This window comes from Erythrobacter longus, assembly GCF_000715015.1.
Taxonomy (GTDB): domain Bacteria; phylum Pseudomonadota; class Alphaproteobacteria; order Sphingomonadales; family Sphingomonadaceae; genus Erythrobacter; species Erythrobacter longus.
Map to the genome: position 1 here is coordinate 234,700 of NZ_JMIW01000001.1, position 19,265 is coordinate 253,964.

Here is a 19,265-nt window from a genome sequence, read left to right on the forward strand (position 1 = left end):
TCAAGACATACGCCGTGATCGAAGGCGCTCCGATGTGAGTTGGTCCACCGACGTCACTCCCATCAAACGCATCCCGCGCTCGATTTCATCTTTAAGGATGGAAAGCGCACGTTCGACACCGTCCTGACCCGCAGCAGCGAGCGCGTAGAGGTAAAGCCTCCCGCCTGACGCAGCCGTTGCTCCGGTGCACAAGGCCTTCAAAGCGTGAGTGCCGCGCCTCACACCGCCATCACAGATGATTTCAATTTCGCCGCCGACTTCTGAAACGATTTCTGGCAGTTGATCGAACGGTGCACGGCTCCCGTCCAATTGGCGCCCACCGTGGTTGGAGATCATGATCGCATCCGCGCCGATCTCAACCGCGCGCCGTGCATCGCCTGCGCTCATCACGCCCTTGAGGACAAAAGTGCCGCCCCATTGTTCGCGGATGCTAGCAGCGGTGCGCCAGTCCATCGAGGTGTCGAGCATGGTGTTGAAATATTCCGCTATACTGACAGCCTCGCGCGAGCCCTCGCTCACATGGGTGTCGAGATTGGGCAGGCGGAATTCCTCACGCAAAAGGTAATCCAGCGTCCAACGTGGCCGGGTGGCATAGCTCCAAATGCTTGCCGGGGTAAAACGGGGCGGGGTGGTAAAGCCGCTGCGCAAACACCGCTCCCGCTTGCCCGAAACTATAGTGTCGACGGTGAGGGCGAGCGCATCGAATTTGGCCGCCTGACACCGCTCGATCATATGGGTGTTTAGGCCCTTGTCCTTGTGGACGTAGAGCTGGAACATCTTCGGACCATTGGTAAGCGCTGCAATCTCTTCGATGGAACGGGTGGCAAGGCTGGAAATCCCGAACCACAGGCCGAATTTTTCAGCCGCCTTGGCAACCGCCGTCTCTCCCTGCCAATGAAAGGCGCGTTGGACGGCGGTAGGCGACAGGATGAGGGGAAGGGCGCTTTTACGGCCAAGGATGGTGCAAGAGGTGTCAATCGTCTCCACCCCGGCCAGCACATCGGGCACCAGGTCCACTGCATCAAAGCTTTGCGTATTGCGCGCTTTTGTCAGCTCATCGTCCGCCGCCCCGTCGATATAATCGAAAACAGGGAAGGGCAGCCGCGCCCGTGCAAGCTTTCTGAAGTCGTCGATATTGTGACAGTCGGTAAGACGCATAACCCTCGCTCTGAATATCCTCTCTGCCTCTGGCGCATAGTCTTGCCCCTGTCGAGGCGGTGAACGCAAATCGCCTACGCTGGGGGCAAAGCGGGGGCGAGATTGAGAATCTGAAAATTTTTTGTGCAGCACTGTCACCTTTTGCGCGGTGCCGGCGAAACAATAGATGTGCGCGGCTGCAAGGCGCTAATCAGGTTCTCGCCGGGTCCCCCCAAATACCGGCGTTCCCCCCTAGCACCCTTGCCCGAACAGCTCTTGCAGTCGCCGCACAACGCTTCTCCCCTAAGAAGCGGAATAAAAGGAGATTACACATGAAACTCAGGTATTTGGTGGCCGCTGCTGCCGCTATGCTCACCGCCCCTGTCGCAGTGAGCGCCCCCGCAATGGCCGATGGCGGCGTGTTTGTTGGAGTAGAAGGCGGCAATGTCGCCGTCAGCGGATATGACACGGTCAGCTATTTCCAAGGTAACGGCAAACCCGTCCTTGGCAGCGCAAATTTCAAAGTTAAGCACGAAGGCGCGGTCTTCCATTTTTCAAGCCAGGCCAACGCAGACACGTTCAAAGCGAACCCCGACGCTTATGCCCCGCAATATGGCGGACACTGCGCATGGGCGATGAGCCGTGGCTCCCTCGCACCGGGCGACCCCACGCTCTACAAAATTCACGGTGGCAAGCTCTATCTGAACTTCAACCGCGATGTTCAAACCACATGGCTTGGCGATATCGACGGCTTCATTTCCAAGTCTGACCCAGCCTGGGCGAAGGTGCCCGAGGGCAAGAAGTTCGGCGACTGATCCAAGTGATACCCCCTTGTGTGGCGGCTGCGTGCTTACCCTTCCTGCCTCCCCTGTGCAGGAGCAGCCGTCCACAATCCTACGACGTGTTTATTTGAGAGGAATACCCCATGACTACTAAGACAAGTTTTGCAAAAATGTTGATGGTTGCAGGCGGCCTTGCTGCGGCAACGGCAGGCGCTCCAGCAATGGCTGATGTGCCTTGCGGCCCAAGCGGATTTTCAAACAGCAGTTCAGCGTCAAACGGTGGCTATTCAGAGCGCCGTGCAAATCGCGAAGCACGCCGTCAGGCGAAGGCTGATCGCAAGGCGGCTTGCGCTGCTGCTGCGTGCGCTGCGTCGGCCTGTGCTGGATCGGCGTGTGCTGCGTCTGCGTGCGCCGCATCGGCGTGTGCAGCATCAGCGTGCGCCGCATCGGCGTGTGCTGCGTCTGCCTGCGCCGCCTCTGCTTGTGAAGCTTCGGCCTGCGCTGCCTCTGGTTGCGCCGCCTCAGGGTGTGCGCCTGCTGCCTGACGGGCGCATGCGTGAGTGTGGTCGGGAGGACACTCCTCCTAGCTTCTTCCGGCCACACTCTTTCACCTGTTACAAAGGTGCCTAACAGCTGGGAGAAGGGCCGCTAAACCTGTCGGCCAATTGCGATATTGTAAACCGGTCCGGGATGACATCGTCCTCGCAAGGTTCGTATCGCGCATCCTGGATCATGCAATTGGGGCCGCACACAAGGTTTGCGACCTGCGCCTCGTGGTCAATATGCCAAAGCCGCCCGCCTGGTGTTGAAACATACCCATCAAACCCGCTTTCTATATCGCTTTGGATATCGGTGAGAGACGGCACTTCGGTGTCGTAATCGCGGCTAAAGCGGCCATGGGTGTGAAAACTGGCAACCGGGACCATGCCGGGCTCATCAAAATAGGACAGGTCGCAGGTGCTTTCGTCCCCGCCAATCTTGCGCGATGCGCCAAGTTCACCTTCGCTCGTTTCGAAAATGATCCCGCAAAGCTCGATATTCTCGGCAAAACTGCGGGTTTGCAGAGCGTCCAACTGCTCTTTTGCAAAGGCTTGCACCTGTGACTGAGGGAGCGTTGGCTGAAGCGCGTCGGTGCCTTTTACATTCATGTAAGCGCGCGCAATAATCACCACAAAGGCAAGGGCGCACAGACCATAAATAAGGCGGGTGGTGGACTGGGTCATCGCCCACCACCCTTGAAGTTAGTTTTTCGCTTTGTCGACCAGCTTGTTAGCGCTGATCCACGGCATCATTGCACGAAGCTCTGCGCCGGTTTTTTCAATCGGATGCGCTTCGGCACGCTTGCGAGCAGCTTTCAGCTCTGGCTGGCCAGCGCGGTTGTCGAGCACGAAGTCTTTCACAAAGCGGCCCGATTGGATGTCATCAAGGACGCGCTTCATTTCCTTTTTGGTTTCTTCGGTGATGATGCGCGGACCGGTGGTGATGTCGCCATATTCCGCCGTGTTCGAGATCGAATAACGCATATTGGCAATGCCGCCTTCATACAGAAGGTCGACGATCAGCTTGGTTTCGTGGAGGCACTCGAAATAGGCCATTTCAGGCGCGTAGCCTGCTTCGGTCAGCGTCTCGAAACCGGCTTGAATGAGGTGGGTGATCCCGCCGCACAGAACGGCTTGCTCACCAAACAGGTCAGTTTCGCACTCTTCGCGGAAGTTTGTTTCGATAATGCCGCTGCGCCCGCCGCCAACGCCAGAAGCATAGGCAAGCGCCACGTCTTTGGCCGAACCGCTCGCATCCTGATGGATAGCGATAAGGCAAGGCACGCCGCCGCCGCGCTGGTATTCGCTGCGTACAGTGTGGCCGGGGCCTTTGGGCGCGATCATGATGACGTCGATGTCATCTTGCGCTTCGATCAGGCCAAAGTGGATGTTGAGGCCGTGCGCAAAGGCAAGCGCGCTGCCCGGCTTCATCCGCCCATGAATGTCATCGGCATAGATCGCGGCTTGATGCTCGTCAGGTGCCAGGATCATGAGGATGTCGGCCCATTCGGCTGCTTTCTTGTTGGAAAGAACCTTGAAGCCAGCATCTTGCGCCTTTTTGGCAGTCGCTGAGCCGTCGCGAAGGGCAATCGCAACCTCGCCAACGCCGCTATCACGCAGGTTTTGCGCGTGCGCGTGGCCTTGTGAGCCATAGCCTAGCACGGCAATCTTTTTGGATTTGACGAGGCCAAGATCGGCATCTGCGTCGTAATAGACTTTCATGGGTGTTCCCTTTGGTTATTCGAATAAATGGTCAAGAAAAGAGGTAATAAAGCGCGCGTGGCTCAAGTGTCGCCAAGCCCGCGCATCATGCCAACGACGCCTGAGCGGCCGACCGATTGAAGACCGATACCGCGCATCAAGGCGATAAAGCTGTCGATCTTGTCAGGCGCACCGGTGAGTTCAAAGACGAAGCTTTCGGTGGTGGTGTCGACGACCTTGGCGCGAAAGACATCTGCAATACGCAGGGCCTCGACCCGTTTGTCACCAGTGCCAGCCACTTTCACAAGCGCCAATTCGCGCTCTACATGGGGGCCGGCAGCTGTAAGGTCGGTGACCTTGTGAACCGGCACAAGCCGTTCCAATTGCGCCTCGATCTGGTCGATCACCTGAGGGGGCCCGTTGGTTGCAATTGTGATCCGGCTGACCGCGTGGTCATCGGAGATATCGGCCACGGTCAGGCTGTCGATATTGTACCCGCGCGCGGTGAACAGGCCGGTGATCTTGGCCAGAATACCCGGCTCATTGTCGACGGTGACGGTGAGAACGTGTCGCTCGCTTTGTGCGTTTTTGATTTTCATTTTGCGTGCCCTTAACCAGTGCCCTTAGACCAAAGCCTTGGCTTCATCATCCATCGTGCCCTCGTGCGTATCGCCGTAAAGCAGCATGTCGGTGTGAGCGGCGCCTGATGGGATCATGGGCAAGCAATTGGCATCCTTTGCAACGCAGCAATCGACAATCACCGGACCATCATAGTCAAGCATCGCCTGAATGCCGGCGTCCAAATCTTCCCTTTCGGTGATGCGAATGCCTTTCCATCCGTATGCCTCACCCAAAGCCACAAAGTCGGGCAGGCTGTCGGAATAGGAGTTGGAATAGCGGCTTTCATAGGTCAGCTCCTGCCACTGGCGGACCATGCCCATATATTCGTTGTTGAGGATGAAAATCTTGACCGGGAGGCGGTATTGCGAGGCTGTGCCAAGCTCTTGAATATTCATCTGAATGCTGGCTTCGCCTGCGACATCAATGACTAGCGCATCGGGGTTCCCCAATTGCGCGCCAATCGCCGCAGGAAGGCCGTAGCCCATAGTGCCAAGCCCGCCAGAGGTCAGCCATTTGTTGGGCTTATCAAACCCGAAATATTGCGCTGCCCACATCTGGTGCTGGCCCACTTCGGTGGTGATGATGGGGGAGCGTTCGTGGGTGAGGGCATAGAGCCGCTCGATTGCCTTTTGCGGCATGATCGCCTTCGCATCGGCCTTCGAGACTTCTGGATAGGCGAGACATTCACGCGCGCGCCAACCGGCGATGCGTGCTTTCCACTCGCCAAGATCCTGTGGCTTGCGGGTCCCCCATGCCTCGATCAATTGCTCCAGAACGGTCGCGCAATCGCCAACAATGCCAAGGTCCACTGGCACGGTTTTGTTGATCGAGCTGCGGTCGATATCGATGTGGATTTTCTTGGAGTCGGGTGAAAAGGCATCGAGACGGCCCGTCACACGGTCATCAAACCGCGCGCCGATACACACCATCACATCGGCCTTGTTCATCGCCAGATTGGCTTCGTAAGTGCCGTGCATTCCCAGCATACCGAGCCAATCAGGGTGCGTGTTGGGAAAGCACCCCAGACCCATCAATGTCGATGTTGTGGGCGCGCCGGTCATGTCTTGAAACTGGCGCAGCAGCTCTGTTGCCCGTGGCCCTGAGTTGATCACTCCGCCCCCGGTGTAGAAAATCGGCGCCTTTGCCCCGGCGATCATCTCAATCGCCTCGGCAATCTGGTCAGCTGGTGCGACCGTTTGTGGATTGTATCGGTGCGAGCCATGATGCGCGACATGATCGCGGCTTTCAGAAGGCACGGCGATCTGCACGTCTTTGGGGATATCGACCACAACCGGGCCGGGGCGACCCGTGGTTGCAATGCGAAAGGCTTCTTCAAGTGTCGCGACCAGTTCCGCTGGGTCTTTTACCAGATAATTGTGCTTGGTGCAGTGGCGGGTGATGCCAACGGTGTCCGCTTCTTGAAAGGCGTCAGTGCCAATCAGGCCAGAGGGAACCTGCCCGGTAATCACAACCATGGGGATCGAATCCATCCACGCATCGGCAATGCCGGTCACCGCATTGGTCGCGCCGGGGCCAGATGTGACCAGCACAACGCCCGGCTTGCCGGTGGCGCGTGCGTATCCTTCTGCTGCGTGCGCCGCGCCTGCTTCGTGCCGCACGAGGATGTGGCGAATGCGTTCATCGCCAAAAAGCTCGTCGTAAATGGGGAGCACCGCACCGCCGGGATAGCCGAAGACATACTCGACCCCCTGTTCGACAAGGCATTCCATCAAAAGGGCCGCTCCTGAGCGCTGTCCCACGATTACTACTCCCACATATAAAAAAGGCCCGGTGCATGATCGCATCGGGCCGGTCAGGTCATCTATGATAGATCCCGATCAGCCCGTTTTCTCAATAAGAATGACACGCAACATGACCGTTTGGACCCTATACAATTGTTTCCATTCACACCGCTTGCGAACCGTATCAAAGAACCAAGCCCGTGAATGGCGCAGGTTATAGCGGCTTAAAGATTGAGAGCCAAGCTATTGCTCAGCCGTTGTTTGACGGCGCTATCGATTAGAATCTAATAAGTCAAGCATAAATTGCGCAATTTTATTCCATTTAGGGCAATACCGTTGAAACATCCTCAGGCTTGATGCGCGGCCATTCGGGCGGGCATTGGTTGCGAAGCCAGGTGAATTGGCGCTTTGCATATTGCCTTGTGGATTGACCGCCAGCCGCAATAACTTCCTCGCGGGTTTTCTCGCCCCTAAAAAGCGCCGCGATTTCAGGAACGCCAATAGCCCGCATTACAGGCAGGTCAGGGGAAAGGTCGCGGGCGAGCAGCGCTTCAACCTCTGCGACCGCGCCATCGTCCATCATTTTCGCAAAGCGCGCATCACAAGCGTCATAAACCCATTGACGTTCGGGCATAAGGACAAGCGGGTGCAAGGTGACTTCTTCCCCGATCCCGCCGGATTTGGCCTGCTGCCAATCGGCCAAGGTGACCCCTGTGGAGCGCTTAACCTCTAATGCGCGCGCGATCCGCTGGCTGTCGCCCGGTTCCAGCACGTCGGCACGAAGCGGGTCTTCGATCTGTAAGGCGGCATAGGCATCGGCGGTTTCCAGGCTGCGCACTTGCTCGCGCACTTCAGGGTCGATCTCGGGGATGGGGGCAATCCCTTCGATCAGGATTTTGAGATACATCCCCGTGCCGCCCACAAGGATCGGGACTTTGCCAGCATCATGCGCTTCTTCGATCTCAGCTTTGGCGCACGCCGCCCAATCGGCTGCGGAACAGGCTTTCGCCCCGTCCCATGCACCATAAAGCCGGTGTTCGCATTGTGCGCGTTCGTCTGCATCGGGCGCAGCGGACAATATCGGGATATCGGCATAGACCTGCATGCTGTCTGCGTTGATAATCACGCCTGTCTGATCTTTGTCAGAAAGCGCTTTTGCCAATTGAAGCGCAGATGCGCTCTTGCCGCTCGCGGTTGGCCCTGCAATGAGCCAGACCGGCCGTGTGGATGCGGCAACTGAAGGAGAATTATTCGTGCTCATCGCGCGTCTGATAGCAGACAATCTGGATTGGGAAACACGTCTTGACGAGATGATGCGCGCACTTGCGCCCACTTCGAAAGTCAGCGCGGACTTGCGGCCGATTGCCGCTGCGCCGCTTCGTACTGTCCCGAATGTTCTCGAAATGCACTTCAAGACGAAAGAGGCGCAGCTGGTTTCGAACATCCTGGACACGCATTTCCCGCAGTATGATCGTCTGGTCGCAAGCCAAGAAGTCCAACTTCCCCGTTTGTTCATCTCCGACATGGATTCGACCATGATTGAGCAGGAATGCATTGATGAACTTGCCGATTTCGCGGGGCTGAAAGCAAGGATTTCAGACATTACCGAACGCGCGATGCAAGGTGAGCTCGACTTTGAAACTGCTCTGCTTGAACGGGTAGGGCTGCTGAAAGACTTAGGCGAAAGCGCAATAGATCAGTGTTTGGCTGAGCGGATCACGCCGACGCCGGGGGCAAAGACCCTGACGCAGACACTCAAAGCGCATGGAGCGCGCACTGTGCTCGTGACCGGGGGTTTCCACCATTTTGCGGACCAGGTGGCGGATTGGCTCGGCTTTGACCGGGTGGTTGGCAATCGTCTTGGCGTGGCAGATGGCAAGCTAACCGGGCTTCTTGACGGGCCGATTTCCGATGCGAGCACGAAGCTGACAACCTTGCGCGAGGAAGCGGCAAGGCTGGGCGATGATGCACATTTGCTGGCATCGGGAGATGGAGCGAACGACATTCCCATGCTTGAGGCGGCGCATTACGGATTTGCATACCGAGCCAAGCCCAAGGCGCGTGAGAACGCAAATTGCCGGGTTGATCAAGGTGATCTGACTGCGATTCTTTCGCTGCTTGGCATTCCCGAAGAAGAGTGGGTGACAGGTTAAACCGTGAAGTGAATGCGGAGAGTTGCGGAAATTAGGGTTGCAAAAGGGAACCTATATCGCTATTAACACCAATGTAAGTAACACACTTTACAGCGACCTTTCACCCAATCTTTCGCGAAGAGCAGCCCATTATGACCACGCCATATTCTCAATCATTCGCAGCCGATGGAACCGTCCTTCGTCACCCGGAGCGTCCTGAGCCGCGCTATTCCATGCCGCGCGCGGTCAAGAACTTCCGCCTGCTGATGAAGGATAAGGAAGACACCAGCCTGGTCTTCAAGATTTACGAATCGCTTCCCTCCAAAAACTTCATGCCGCGTGTGAGAGATCTGGCGTTGTCTGAGCGCGGTGAGTTTCTGCGCCGGACAGAACCAAGCCTGCCCGAAATCCTCGACGATCACGCCGCGCTTCGCAAAACGCCAAAGGGCAGCTTGGGGCACGCCTATTGCGATTTCATGGAAACCGAAGGGCTGACGGCTGCTGGCCTCGTTGCCGAAAGTGACCGTCTGGGCCGTCCCAAATATGACGATCTTGTTCAATGGTTCGGCGATCGTTCGCGCGATACACATGATCTCTTCCACGTCCTCACCGGTTATGGCCGCGACGCGCTGGGTGAGCAGTGCGTGTTGCTGTTCACGCATGGCCAATCGCCAACGCAAGGCCACTTGCTGATCGGTTATGCGGGCGCTGCCAACATCAAGAAGATGGTTTGGGGGTCGAAGGCGCCTGTCATGGGTGCTGTTCGCGAAGCCAAGGCAACCGGCCGCGGCGCGCCGCCGATGATCGAACAGCCGATCCGTGAGCTGTTGAAGCAACCGGTGGATGAGGTGCGCAAAGCGCTCAATATCCCTGAACCAACGCAATACCGCGAATGCCACCGCATTTGGGCAGAGGAGGGCATCGACCCCTACAATCTGCTTGCAAGCGAAAATACGCCTAAAGAGCTCGCCTCAGCTTAAAGCCAGCTGGTGATCTGGCTTAACGGCTTTTTGTTGAGAGCATGGGTGGGTACGCTGGCATCTTCCGCTGGCCGGCCCACCACGACAATCATAAGCGGCTTTTCCCAATCTGGCCGCCCGCACGCATCGCGCAGGAAACCCATGGGTGAGGGCGTGTGGGTGAGGGTGGCGAGGCCTGCTTCGTGCAGGCACGCGATCAGCATGCCGCAAGCAATCCCAACGCTTTCATTGACGTAGTAGTTTTGCGTGTTTCCGTCTTCTTCAATCCCGCCTTTGCGCTGAGCAAAGACGACGATGAGGTAGGGGGCTGTCTCCAAAAAGGGCTTATCCGCATCCGTCCCAAGGTCTTTGAGCGCCCCAAGCCATTCATCGCTCGCTTTGGGATCATCGCCATCTTCGCCATAAAACCGGCGCTCTTCCGCCTCAGCAGCCTCGCGGATCGCGCGCTTTTTATCAGGCGATGAGACGACCGCGAAATGCCAAGGTTGGTGATTGGCCCCGTTGGGCGCAGTGCCCGCCGCCTCAATCGCGGCCTCGATTGCCTCGCGCGGCACAGCTTCATCCGAGAAATACCGGCAAGTGCGCCGCTCTTTCAAACGGTCACGCAGCGAACGCGCGCGCGCAATGCTTTCCTCATCGGACAGTTTTTCAAGCGAATAGGGTACGGTTTCATGGTCACGCATAGGGCTCTCTATCGTAAGTTTCGCGTGCGAAGGCTAGGGGCTAATGGGTCCTGACCCTAGTGGACTTTTAATTGACACAGTTGTAAGTTTCACGCCCTCAGGAGGAGCAAAATGGCTGTGTTGGATCTACCCTTGGTTTCGCCAGAGCGCGTTGTGTCAGGCTTTCACCCGCTCAAAGTGCTCCACCATTTCGGCAAATTGGTCGAAGACAAGGAAGACACAGAACAGGTCTTTCACATCATCGAGGCCACCAAAGGCAAGAAAGCCCACCGCCAGGCTTGGGATTTCATCCAATCGAAGGACGGGCAACGCTTCCTTCGCGAAGGCGTGAGTATTCCCGCGATGCTTGATGCCCACGAAAATTGGGCTGATTTGCCAGAGAACAGCGTCGCCAAAAACTACATCGCTTTCATGAAGCGCGAAGGGTTAAGCGCGCAAGGTCTGGTCGACGAAAGCCACAAATGGGCACCGCCCGAGGCGCTCCCCCAAGATCAGACGCAGTGGTATTTCGACCGTCTGCGTGACACCCATGACCTTTTCCATGTCCTCACCGGCTATGGCCGCGATGCGCTGGGTGAGGCGTCATTGCTTGGCTTTAGCTATTCGCAAAACCACAATAATGGCATTTTCTTCATCGCCTATGCCGCCGCGCGGCAGATCAAGAAAGTAACCGGGACCAAAGCCCCGCTTTACAGCGCCGTGCGAGAAGGTCAGCGTCTGGGCAAAGCCGCTGCAAAGCTTGCCCATCAGGACGTCGCGGCATTGATGCGCGAAGACATTGGCGAAGCGCGCAATCGGCTCGGCATTGGCAAGCCGGTGATTTATCGCGAGTGCCTCGATATCCTGCACAGAGAAGGGTTCTCAAGAGAAGAGCTTGGCCTGACAACAGATGAAAGCGCACAAGCTCAGGCGGCCTGAACTTTCCAGCCACCGCTGCGCTTGATGTTCCATAAGGCGATTGCCATGGCCGTCGCACCGCACAGGAATGCGATGAAGTAAGGCGCCCCTGGGAAAAACAGTCCCTCGGCATCGGCAAAGGTGCTGAAGGCATTGGTCATTATCAATGGGCCGATGATCGCGGTGATACTCATCGTGCTGGCGATGGCCCCTTGCAATTCGCCTTGCGCGTCCTCTGAGATTTTCGCGCTCATCATTTGCTGCATCGCTGGGAACGTCATCCCGCCAATGGCCCCGATGACAATGCCGATAATCATGAAATAGCCAGCCGGTGCGAAGGCGAAAAAGAGGTTTGCGGGCAGGGACAAGGCAAAACCCAACAGGATCGTGCGCGCAGGACCAATGCGTTCAATCACTTTGCCAGTGACGCCGCCCTGAACGACGACAAGCATGACGCCGAAAAGGGCTACACTGAGCCCGATCTGGAGCGCGTTCCAGTCAAACAGCAATTCGGTATGATAGGCCCAAACCGTCTGGTGCGATTGCGCGCCCAATTGCGAGAAGAAGATCACTGCAAGAAATCCCACAACAAGTGGCCCCTGCCGCATCTGAATGAGAGTACCCAGAGGGTTTGCACGTTTTATGCTGAACGCGCGGCGGCGATCCTTGGGAAGCGTTTCTTTGAGAAGCCAAAAGCCCGCAATCGCGCCGGTTATCGCAAGGACTGACGCAGCGACAAAGGGAAAGCGCACATCGACCGTACCCAGCAGCCCGCCAAGCCCTGGACCAATGACAAATCCGGCTGCGCCTGCTGCTCCCATGATCCCAAAATATTTGCCCCGCGTCTCTGGTCCGGCAACATCGGCAATGCAGGAATTGGACGCAGCCCAGCTTGCTCCCATGATTCCTGAAAGGATGCGTCCAATAAACAGCCAGAACAGCGTCGGAGCCCACGCCATAATCGCGTAATCAATGCCAAGCATAAAGAGCGTGGCGAGCAGTACCGGCCGACGGCCAAATCGGTCCGAGAGCCCGCCTATGATCGGCGCAAACACAAACTGCATCATCGCATAGGCAAACAGCAGCCACCCGCCGATCTTCGCCGTTTCATCAAGGCCAAGTCCCGTGACCTGTTCTAGGAGGCCAGGCAGGACCGGAATGATAAGGCCAATCCCAAGCATATCGATGAAGACGATCAGCGCGACGATGAAGAGAGTGGCTGGGGTGGCTTTCGCCAAGGGTGCTGAGGTCTCGCTCATAAGGTCAACGTAGTCATCGCGATACAATCGCCTGCGTCAACAATAAGATGCCACAAAGCGCCAGCGCCAAACGCCCGCGCCCACCAGCGAGGGACGAAGAGTAGGGCGCAATAGCAAAGCGCCGCCTCCCATCCGTGGAAGGTGTGAAACCCGATGGAACAGCGCCCCGGATCAAAGATCGGTATTGCCCAAAGGTGGTCAATGTCGATCATGTTTGCCGCCACCATGACCGCACCAAACCGCTTCCATTCGCCGCGCGATAAAGCCCAGGCAATCAGAAAAGGCGCTATGAAATGGCCACCGTAGTGCAGGATCGGTTGGAGCAACTCCACCCCGGTCCCTTTTACGACCCCATCCAGTCGGCGAAGAAGCTCTTATGAGCGCTGCGCATCTCTTCGAGCGAGACGCCAAGCAGGCTGTCACCGCCCACGGTCCCGATCCGGGTGAAGCCGACCATTTCGGCCTCTTCGATGTCGGGGCCTTGCGCAACCATGGCGTTGAAGGCGTCGGCTTTCGCAGGGGAGACTGTCACGACATAGCGCGCCTGATCTTCGCCAAACCACCATTGTGCAGCGGTGTAAGCATCGCTTGCGGATACTTCTGCGCCGATCCCGCCCGACATGGCCATTTCGGCCAAAGCAACCGCGAGGCCGCCATCGGAAAGATCATGAACGGCGCTAAGCAGCCTTGCATCAATCAGCTTGCGTACAATTTGCCCCGCACCAAACTCAGCGGCGAGGTTCACAGGCGGCGCGCGGCCTTCATCGCGGCCCTTCACCACATCAAGCCAAAGCGATTTGCCAAGGTGCGAACGGGTGGGATCAGGCTTTGCCCAAAACTCCGGCGCAATCAGGTAGATCGCATCGGCCTCTGCCTTGAAGGCTGGCGTCACCATTTTCGAGGCGTCTTCGAGAATTCCCACACCGCCAATTGCGGGTGTAGGGAGGATCGCCGAGCCGCCGCCGGTTGCCTTGCTCTCATTATAGAGGCTGACGTTGCCCGACACGATCGGGAAATCGAGCGCGCGGCAGGCGTCGCCCATGCCTTCCAATGCGTGGACAAACTGGCTCATAATCTCGGGCCGCTGCGGGTTTGCAAAGTTGAGACAATTGGTCACAGCCAATGGCCGCGCGCCCACTGCGCAGATGTTGCGGTATGCTTCGGCAATGGCCTGTTTGCCGCCTTCGTATGGGTCGGCATAGACGTAGCGCGGGGTGCAATCTGTGCTCATCGCAAGCGCTTTGTTGGTGCCGTGCACACGCACAACGCTCGCATCGCCGCCCGTTTGCAGCGTGTCGGCCATGACCTGGCTGTCATACTGCTCGGTAATCCAGCCGCGCGAGGCGAGGTTGGGGGAGGCGAGCATTTTCAAAAGATCAGCGCCCGGATTGTCCGTGTCCGGCACATCCTTCATCGGCGCGATGCCAGCCCATGCTGCGTATTCCTCTTTCGAGACGTAAGGCCGGTCGTATTCCGGCGCATCTGCTGCGAGCGGCCCAAGCGGAATGTCGCACACCACCTCGCCATCGAATTCGAGAACCATGTGCCGCGTATCGGTGACTTCTCCGATAACCGCGAAATCCAATTCCCACTTTTCAAAGATCGCCGCTGCCATCTCTTCTTTGCCGGGTTTGAGGACCATGAGCATCCGCTCCTGGCTCTCTGACAGCATCATTTCGTAAGGCGTCATGCCCTCTTCGCGGCAGGGGACCTTGTTCATGTCGAGACGAATGCCCGCCTTGCCATTGGTCGCCATTTCGACGCTGGAAGACGTGAGGCCCGCCGCGCCCATATCCTGAATAGCGACAATCGCGTCTGTTGCCATCAGCTCAAGGCAAGCCTCGATCAGCAGTTTTTCAGTGAAGGGATCGCCAACCTGCACTGTGGGGCGCTTGGCTTCTGCATCTTCCTCAAAGTCGGCAGACGCCATGGTTGCGCCGTGGATACCGTCGCGGCCGGTTTTGGAACCAACATAGACAATCGGGTTTCCAACGCCGGTCGCCGCTGAATAGAAAATCTTATCCGCATCGGCGATGCCAACAGTCATGGCGTTGACGAGGATATTGCCATCATAGGCCGGGTGGAAATTTGTCTCCCCGCCGATGGTGGGGACGCCCACGCAATTGCCATAACCGCCAATGCCAGCGACCACGCCTTGCACCAAGTGCTTCATCTTGGGGTGGTCGGGACGGCCAAAACGCAGCGCGTTCATATTCGCCACAGGCCGAGCGCCCATGGTGAAGACGTCGCGCAAGATACCGCCAACGCCGGTCGCCGCACCCTGATAGGGTTCGATGTAAGAGGGGTGGTTGTGGCTCTCCATCTTGAAGATTGCGGCCATTTTCTGTCCATCAGGCCCATCGCCAATGTCGATGACGCCAGCGTTTTCGCCGGGGCCGCAAATCACCCAATCCGCCTCGGTCGGCAATTTCTTCAGGTGCAGGCGCGAGCTTTTGTAGGAGCAATGCTCGGACCACATGACCGAGAAAATGCCAAGCTCAACCAAGTTGGGCTCGCGGCCTAGACCTGCCAGCACGCGCTCGTATTCCTCGGGTGAAAGGCCGTGTTGTTCGATAACTTCAGGGGTAATTTCGCTCATGAGCGACCCCATAAGCTACACGCTCGCCGCCGCCAAGCCGCCAGCTTGCGTAAAATAGCGATTCTTCCCCACCCACATGGCCAGAAGTGTCAAAACGCCAAAGGCAAAGAGCGATTGGATATAGAGAAACAGGCTCGCCTCTGTCGGGTGAGGGGCAAACCAGTTGATCGCCTGCATCGCGAACAAGACAAGCAGCAGCACGAGGGGTTGCACAATCGGCCCGCGCGATCGTTTTATATAGAAAAGGAAAGCGGCCAAAGTGATCCCGATCTCCAATGGCATGGCAATTTCAGGGAAATTCCAAAGGCCAAGGCCATAGAGTTCTTCGCCGCCTGCAAAAGTCAGATCGGGACGGTGTGTGACCCAATCCAGAACCCAGTGAGAGCCGACAACGCATGCGGTAAGAAGGCCTGCAAGGGTGTCTTTGTGCCAAATCGCAATGACAAGGCCAAACGCAAGCGCCCAAACGCCAGTGCCAACGACGCTGTGTGTGTAAGGCATATAATGCAGGTCAAACGGCACCATCACGGTGGCGTTTGGATCAATCCGCATCTTTTCAACACCGATCATGGCAAGAGCGAAAAACGCCCAATCAACCAATTGCGCGGCGACGAAATACGTCGCAAGCTTTGGCCCGCGCGAATAACTCGCCGCTGCTACGAATGCTGGTGCGAAATGACCTATAAACATGAATGCGCCCCCGCAGATTGTTGTTCTTGTATTAGCCCCGGCTAACTAGCTTGCCTTAGCTCGCAGCGCTAGCGGGTGAAGCGTAATGCGATCCAGCATGCAAGGGTGCTGGTCGTGCCTGTTGCAAACGCTCCCCAGAAGATATCGAAAACCGTGACTTTGGTCGCCCATACTTTGAACACCGCCTGGCTGGTCAAATCGAAGGTCGCGTAACAAAGCGCGCCCAAAAGGACGCCGTTCAGAAGGCTTCTGCGCACATCGCCGCTTTCAAGACCGGGGCGGATTGCAAACCATATCATCCCCAGAAGATAGGCGACGTAGAAAACTCCTGCTGGTGCCACATTGAAGCTATCGGCCATGATTTCGCCAATGTTGGGCTCATAAAGATTAGGGCCAGCCCAATTCAGCCAGATGGCATCCATCGCGCCAAAAATGACGGCAGCGCTCAAAAATGCGATCACATATCTGGTCATAAGCTGATCCTTTCGGGTTTTTGGCTTCTGGTTTCGGGCTTGTGCAGATCCTTGACCAGTGGGGCCTTGACCGGGCGAGCGCGCAGCGTCAATGCTCAAAGCCATGGATGAGGGAACGCAAACGCCAGAAATCGGCGATATGAGCTTTGAACAGGCGCTGACCGCGCTTGAAGAGATCGTGACACAATTGGAACGCGGCGATGTGGCGCTTGATAAGTCGATCGCGCTTTACGAGCACGGCGAAAAGCTGCGCGAGGCGTGCCAGAAAAGGCTCGATAGCGCACAGGCGAGGATCGAAAAGATCGTGGCCGGCAGCGATGGGAGCCCAAGCGGAACCGTGCCGCTTGATGGAGGCCAATAGATGAGCGTGGTCGGTATGGACGGTGACCTGCTCAAAGACGGTCTCAAACGGGTTCAGGCCGAAATCGATTCGGTCTTTGATGCGTTTCTGCCAGTGCCATCTGACACGCGCGCACGCCTTGTCGAAGCGATGCGATACGCGGCGATTGGTGGCGGTAAACGGGTGCGGCCCTTGTTGTTGGTCACCACGGCGGAACTGTTTGGCGTCGATCGCACCTCGGCCTTGCGTGCAGGGGCTGCGGTGGAGGCAATCCATTGCTATTCGCTGATCCATGATGATCTGCCCTGCATGGACGATGACGATCTTCGCCATGGCAAGGCGACGTTGCACCATGTTTATGATGAGGCAACAGCCGTTCTTGCAGGTGACGCGCTCCACGCATTGGCCTTTGAAATCCTGGCCGATCACGGCACCAGCTCCGATCCCTTTGTGCGCAGCGAGCTTATCGCAACTCTTGGCACCGCCAGCGGCATGAACGGCATGGCAGGCGGCCAGATGATGGATATGGTCGCCGATGAAGAGGGCGTGACTTACGACCTTCAGGCGATCACGCGGCTACAGCAATTGAAGACAGGCGCGCTTTTGTCGTGCGCGGTCGAAATGGGCGCAGTGCTTGGCAAAGTTCCGGTTGAGGGCCGTGCCCACCTGCGCGCCTATTCCCGCGACATCGGCCTTGCATTCCAGATTGCCGACGACCTTCTCGATGTTGAAGGTGATGCGCAGTTGGCCGGCAAGGCTCTTCGTAAAGACGAAGGCCAGGGCAAACAGACATTCGTCACCCTGATGGGCGCAGATCAAGCCCGCGATCAGGCACGAATGCTGGTCGATCAGGCCATTGGTCACTTGAGCTCGCACGGGTCCGAGGCAGACACTTTGCGGGCATTGGCACGCTTTATCGTGGAGCGGGACAGGTAATGCGATCAACTGTGATCCTTGTAAGCCTTTGTCTTGCGTTAAATGCTTGCTCATCAGAACCGGCAGAGGTTGATGGTGAACGTGTTTCCGAAGAGCCCTTCGAATTGACACCGCCCACTGAAGTCGCCGCTTCGCAGATGAAAGTGTATATCAATATTCTGGTTGATCGCTTCGATGCTCAAACCTGCCTTGATGCGCAGGTATTGGAATATGGCGGGAAACGGGGTGACAATGGACATGAAGTTCACCGTTCTTATCAGGCTGATTTGGAATGTCTGGATGCGGTTGAAGCTGAGTTGTTGTCCGTTGGCTTTGAGCTGGATGTCGAGCAAACCTATGTCGCAACTCGTGACAATGGCTGGGTGGAACGCGTTGCTTTTGAACGTGATGAAGACGGCGAAACTGGCACAATCAAATGGGTGGAGGTTAATCCATGAGCAAGCGCATCGGGATTTACCCCGGCACCTTTGATCCGATCACTTTGGGCCACACCGATATTATTCGGCGAGGCGCTAAACTCGTGGACGAACTGATCATCGGGGTCACCACAAACCCTTCCAAAAACCCGATGTTCTCTACCGAAGAGCGCTTTGCGATGGTTGAGCGCGAGGTGAAGGCACTTGGTCTTACCAATGTGAAAGTGGTGGGTTTCAACGCGCTTCTTGTGAAGTTTGCGAACAAGATGGGTGCCAATGTCATCATCCGCGGCCTGCGCGCTGTTGCGGACTTTGAATATGAGTATCAGATGGCCGGCATGAACCAGCAACTGGATGAGGAAATCGAGACCATCTTCCTTATGGCGGATGTCTCGCTCCAGCCGATTGCCTCGAAACTGGTCAAAGAGATCGCCCTGTATGGCGGCGATATTACTCCGTTTGTCAGCGCCGAGGTCAAAGGCGAGGTCAACACCCGCGTTGCCGAAACAGGGCGCAAAGGCGATTACTGAGCGCGGGTAACAGGCCCGGGTGCGCATCTGTGCAGCAAACCACACTCATTCATTGAAGTGTCAGGGATGCGCCGTTAGATGGCACGTAACAAATTTTTACGGACCAAAGCAAAATCCATGATCAAATCGCTCACCACCTCTTTGACGGCTCTAAGTCTGCTCGCGTTTTCGGGCACCGCTTTTGCGCAGGACGAAGAGGCGCCTGCTCCACAGGACACACGCACATATCCTCCTGTCAGCTTTGATCAGACCGAGAAGCCTGAAAACGTCTGGGTGCTTGATCTTTCCAACGGTGAACGGGTGAAAATCCGCCTGATGGAAGAGTGGGCACCGGCCCATGTGGAGCGCATCAAGACACTGACGCGTCAGGGTTTTTACGATGGTGTGATTTTTCACCGTGTGATCGACGGCTTTATGGCTCAGGGCGGCGACCCTACCGGCACAGGGCAGGGCGGCTCGGAGCTTCCTGATCTCAACGAAGAATTTAATCCGATGCCGCACGTTCGCGGCTCGGTCGCGATGGCCCGTGCTACCGAAGAAAACAGCGCGAACAGCCAGTTCTTCATCGTGTTCTACCCGCGCTTCAGCCTCGACAAACGCTACACCAATTTTGGCCGCGTCATCGAAAATATGGCCGCCGTCGATGCGATCAACAAAGGTGAGCCACCAGCGGACCCGACCCGTATCGTTCAAGCTTCGCTTGCCGTTGATAACAAGCCGGTACCTGCTCCGGCTTCCGCTCCGGCAATTGAGCAAGAGCTTACCGCTGACCTTTTGAACGCTCCACTGGGCTCGCAATAGAAGTGTA

At 57.0% G+C, this 19,265-nt stretch carries 22 protein-coding genes; 10 read left to right on the forward strand and 12 right to left on the reverse strand.

All coding sequences use genetic code 11. From position 1 onward, the window contains the following. The gene (locus EH31_RS01115) at window positions 1-1,158 is read right to left on the reverse strand and encodes an alpha-hydroxy acid oxidase (RefSeq protein WP_034957588.1); all 1,158 of its coding nucleotides are present in this window, start codon (window positions 1,156-1,158) and stop codon (window positions 1-3) included. Between the two features lie 311 nt (window positions 1,159-1,469). On the opposite strand from EH31_RS01115, the gene EH31_RS01120 reads away from it, so the two are divergent. After that, window positions 1,470-1,952, forward strand: coding sequence for a YHS domain-containing (seleno)protein (locus tag EH31_RS01120; protein ID WP_152553421.1), 483 nt, complete (start codon window positions 1,470-1,472; stop codon window positions 1,950-1,952). 110 nt (window positions 1,953-2,062) lie between these two features. Beyond that, window positions 2,063-2,464 (forward strand): hypothetical protein, encoded by a 402-nt coding sequence (locus tag EH31_RS17475; RefSeq protein WP_152553422.1) that lies wholly within the window; start codon window positions 2,063-2,065, stop codon window positions 2,462-2,464. Between the two features lie 81 nt (window positions 2,465-2,545). Here the strand turns inward: EH31_RS17475 and EH31_RS16625 are convergent, their stop codons facing one another. The 5 genes from EH31_RS16625 to miaA form a co-directional block, all read right to left on the reverse strand. After that, complete coding sequence (locus tag EH31_RS16625) at window positions 2,546-3,142, reverse strand: DUF4329 domain-containing protein (RefSeq protein ID WP_051698838.1); 597 nt, start codon at window positions 3,140-3,142, stop codon at window positions 2,546-2,548. Between the two features lie 18 nt (window positions 3,143-3,160). After that, entirely contained in the window at window positions 3,161-4,180 is a 1,020-nt protein-coding gene (gene ilvC, locus EH31_RS01135) for a ketol-acid reductoisomerase (RefSeq protein WP_034957590.1), read from the reverse strand. 62 nt (window positions 4,181-4,242) lie between these two features. Beyond that, window positions 4,243-4,758 carry an acetolactate synthase small subunit gene (gene ilvN / locus EH31_RS01140; RefSeq protein WP_034957592.1) on the reverse strand — a complete coding sequence of 172 codons (516 nt, stop codon included), beginning with the start codon at window positions 4,756-4,758 and terminating at the stop codon, window positions 4,243-4,245. A 24-nt stretch (window positions 4,759-4,782) separates the two neighbouring features. Beyond that, on the reverse strand, window positions 4,783-6,543 hold the full coding sequence (gene ilvB / locus EH31_RS01145; protein WP_152553470.1) for a biosynthetic-type acetolactate synthase large subunit: 1,761 nt from the start codon (window positions 6,541-6,543) through the stop codon (window positions 4,783-4,785). Between the two features lie 301 nt (window positions 6,544-6,844). Next, window positions 6,845-7,783, reverse strand: a complete 939-nt coding sequence (gene miaA / locus EH31_RS01150; RefSeq protein WP_034957594.1) for a tRNA (adenosine(37)-N6)-dimethylallyltransferase MiaA — start codon at window positions 7,781-7,783, stop codon at window positions 6,845-6,847. Here miaA and serB point away from each other — a divergent pair. Together serB and EH31_RS01160 are read left to right on the forward strand one after the other, a co-directional pair. Further along, a complete protein-coding gene (gene serB, locus EH31_RS01155; RefSeq protein ID WP_034957595.1) occupies window positions 7,776-8,675 on the forward strand; it encodes a phosphoserine phosphatase SerB in 900 nt (299 codons plus the stop codon). The two genes, miaA and serB, sit on opposite strands and share 8 nt — an antisense overlap. A 131-nt stretch (window positions 8,676-8,806) precedes the next feature. Further along, entirely contained in the window at window positions 8,807-9,634 is an 828-nt protein-coding gene (locus EH31_RS01160; RefSeq protein ID WP_034957597.1) for a Coq4 family protein, read from the forward strand. Here the strand turns inward: EH31_RS01160 and EH31_RS01165 are convergent. Beyond that, entirely contained in the window at window positions 9,631-10,317 is a 687-nt protein-coding gene (locus EH31_RS01165) for a nitroreductase family protein (protein WP_034957598.1), read from the reverse strand. The two genes, EH31_RS01160 and EH31_RS01165, sit on opposite strands and share 4 nt — an antisense overlap. A 111-nt stretch (window positions 10,318-10,428) precedes the next feature. Between EH31_RS01165 and EH31_RS01170 the strand changes: the two genes are divergently transcribed. Further along, entirely contained in the window at window positions 10,429-11,235 is an 807-nt protein-coding gene (locus EH31_RS01170) for a Coq4 family protein (RefSeq protein WP_034957599.1), read from the forward strand. Here the strand turns inward: EH31_RS01170 and EH31_RS01175 are convergent. The 5 genes from EH31_RS01175 to EH31_RS01195 form a co-directional block, all read right to left on the reverse strand. Continuing rightward, the gene (locus EH31_RS01175) at window positions 11,223-12,473 is read right to left on the reverse strand and encodes a TCR/Tet family MFS transporter (protein WP_051698840.1); all 1,251 of its coding nucleotides are present in this window, start codon (window positions 12,471-12,473) and stop codon (window positions 11,223-11,225) included. The genes EH31_RS01170 and EH31_RS01175 overlap by 13 nt on opposite strands. Further along, window positions 12,470-12,805, reverse strand: coding sequence for a DUF6122 family protein (locus EH31_RS01180; RefSeq protein ID WP_199796987.1), 336 nt, complete (start codon window positions 12,803-12,805; stop codon window positions 12,470-12,472). Before EH31_RS01180 ends, EH31_RS01175 begins: the two co-directional genes overlap by 4 nt. Window positions 12,806-12,816: 11 nt before the next feature. Next, entirely contained in the window at window positions 12,817-15,072 is a 2,256-nt protein-coding gene (gene purL / locus EH31_RS01185) for a phosphoribosylformylglycinamidine synthase subunit PurL (RefSeq protein WP_034957600.1), read from the reverse strand. 15 nt (window positions 15,073-15,087) lie between these two features. Next, a complete protein-coding gene (locus tag EH31_RS01190) occupies window positions 15,088-15,762 on the reverse strand; it encodes a hypothetical protein (RefSeq protein WP_034957601.1) in 675 nt (224 codons plus the stop codon). A 68-nt stretch (window positions 15,763-15,830) separates the two neighbouring features. After that, window positions 15,831-16,235: a DUF2177 family protein gene (locus EH31_RS01195; protein WP_034958719.1), complete on the reverse strand. Its 405-nt coding sequence runs from the start codon at window positions 16,233-16,235 to the stop codon at window positions 15,831-15,833. A 103-nt stretch (window positions 16,236-16,338) separates the two neighbouring features. Between EH31_RS01195 and EH31_RS01200 the strand changes: the two genes are divergently transcribed. The 5 genes from EH31_RS01200 (at window position 16,339) to EH31_RS01220 (ending at window position 19,258) form a co-directional block, all read left to right on the forward strand. Beyond that, window positions 16,339-16,596 carry an exodeoxyribonuclease VII small subunit gene (locus EH31_RS01200; RefSeq protein WP_034957602.1) on the forward strand — a complete coding sequence of 86 codons (258 nt, stop codon included), beginning with the start codon at window positions 16,339-16,341 and terminating at the stop codon, window positions 16,594-16,596. Then, window positions 16,597-17,511 carry a polyprenyl synthetase family protein gene (locus EH31_RS01205; protein ID WP_034957603.1) on the forward strand — a complete coding sequence of 305 codons (915 nt, stop codon included), beginning with the start codon at window positions 16,597-16,599 and terminating at the stop codon, window positions 17,509-17,511. After that, window positions 17,511-17,948: a hypothetical protein gene (locus EH31_RS01210; RefSeq protein WP_034957604.1), complete on the forward strand. Its 438-nt coding sequence runs from the start codon at window positions 17,511-17,513 to the stop codon at window positions 17,946-17,948. The genes EH31_RS01205 and EH31_RS01210 overlap by 1 nt, the downstream gene beginning before the upstream one ends. Continuing rightward, a complete protein-coding gene (coaD, locus tag EH31_RS01215) occupies window positions 17,945-18,457 on the forward strand; it encodes a pantetheine-phosphate adenylyltransferase (RefSeq protein WP_034957605.1) in 513 nt (170 codons plus the stop codon). Before EH31_RS01210 ends, coaD begins: the two co-directional genes overlap by 4 nt. A 117-nt stretch (window positions 18,458-18,574) precedes the next feature. Beyond that, entirely contained in the window at window positions 18,575-19,258 is a 684-nt protein-coding gene (locus EH31_RS01220) for a peptidylprolyl isomerase (protein ID WP_034958721.1), read from the forward strand. The last annotated feature ends 7 nt before the right edge of the window (window positions 19,259-19,265 follow it).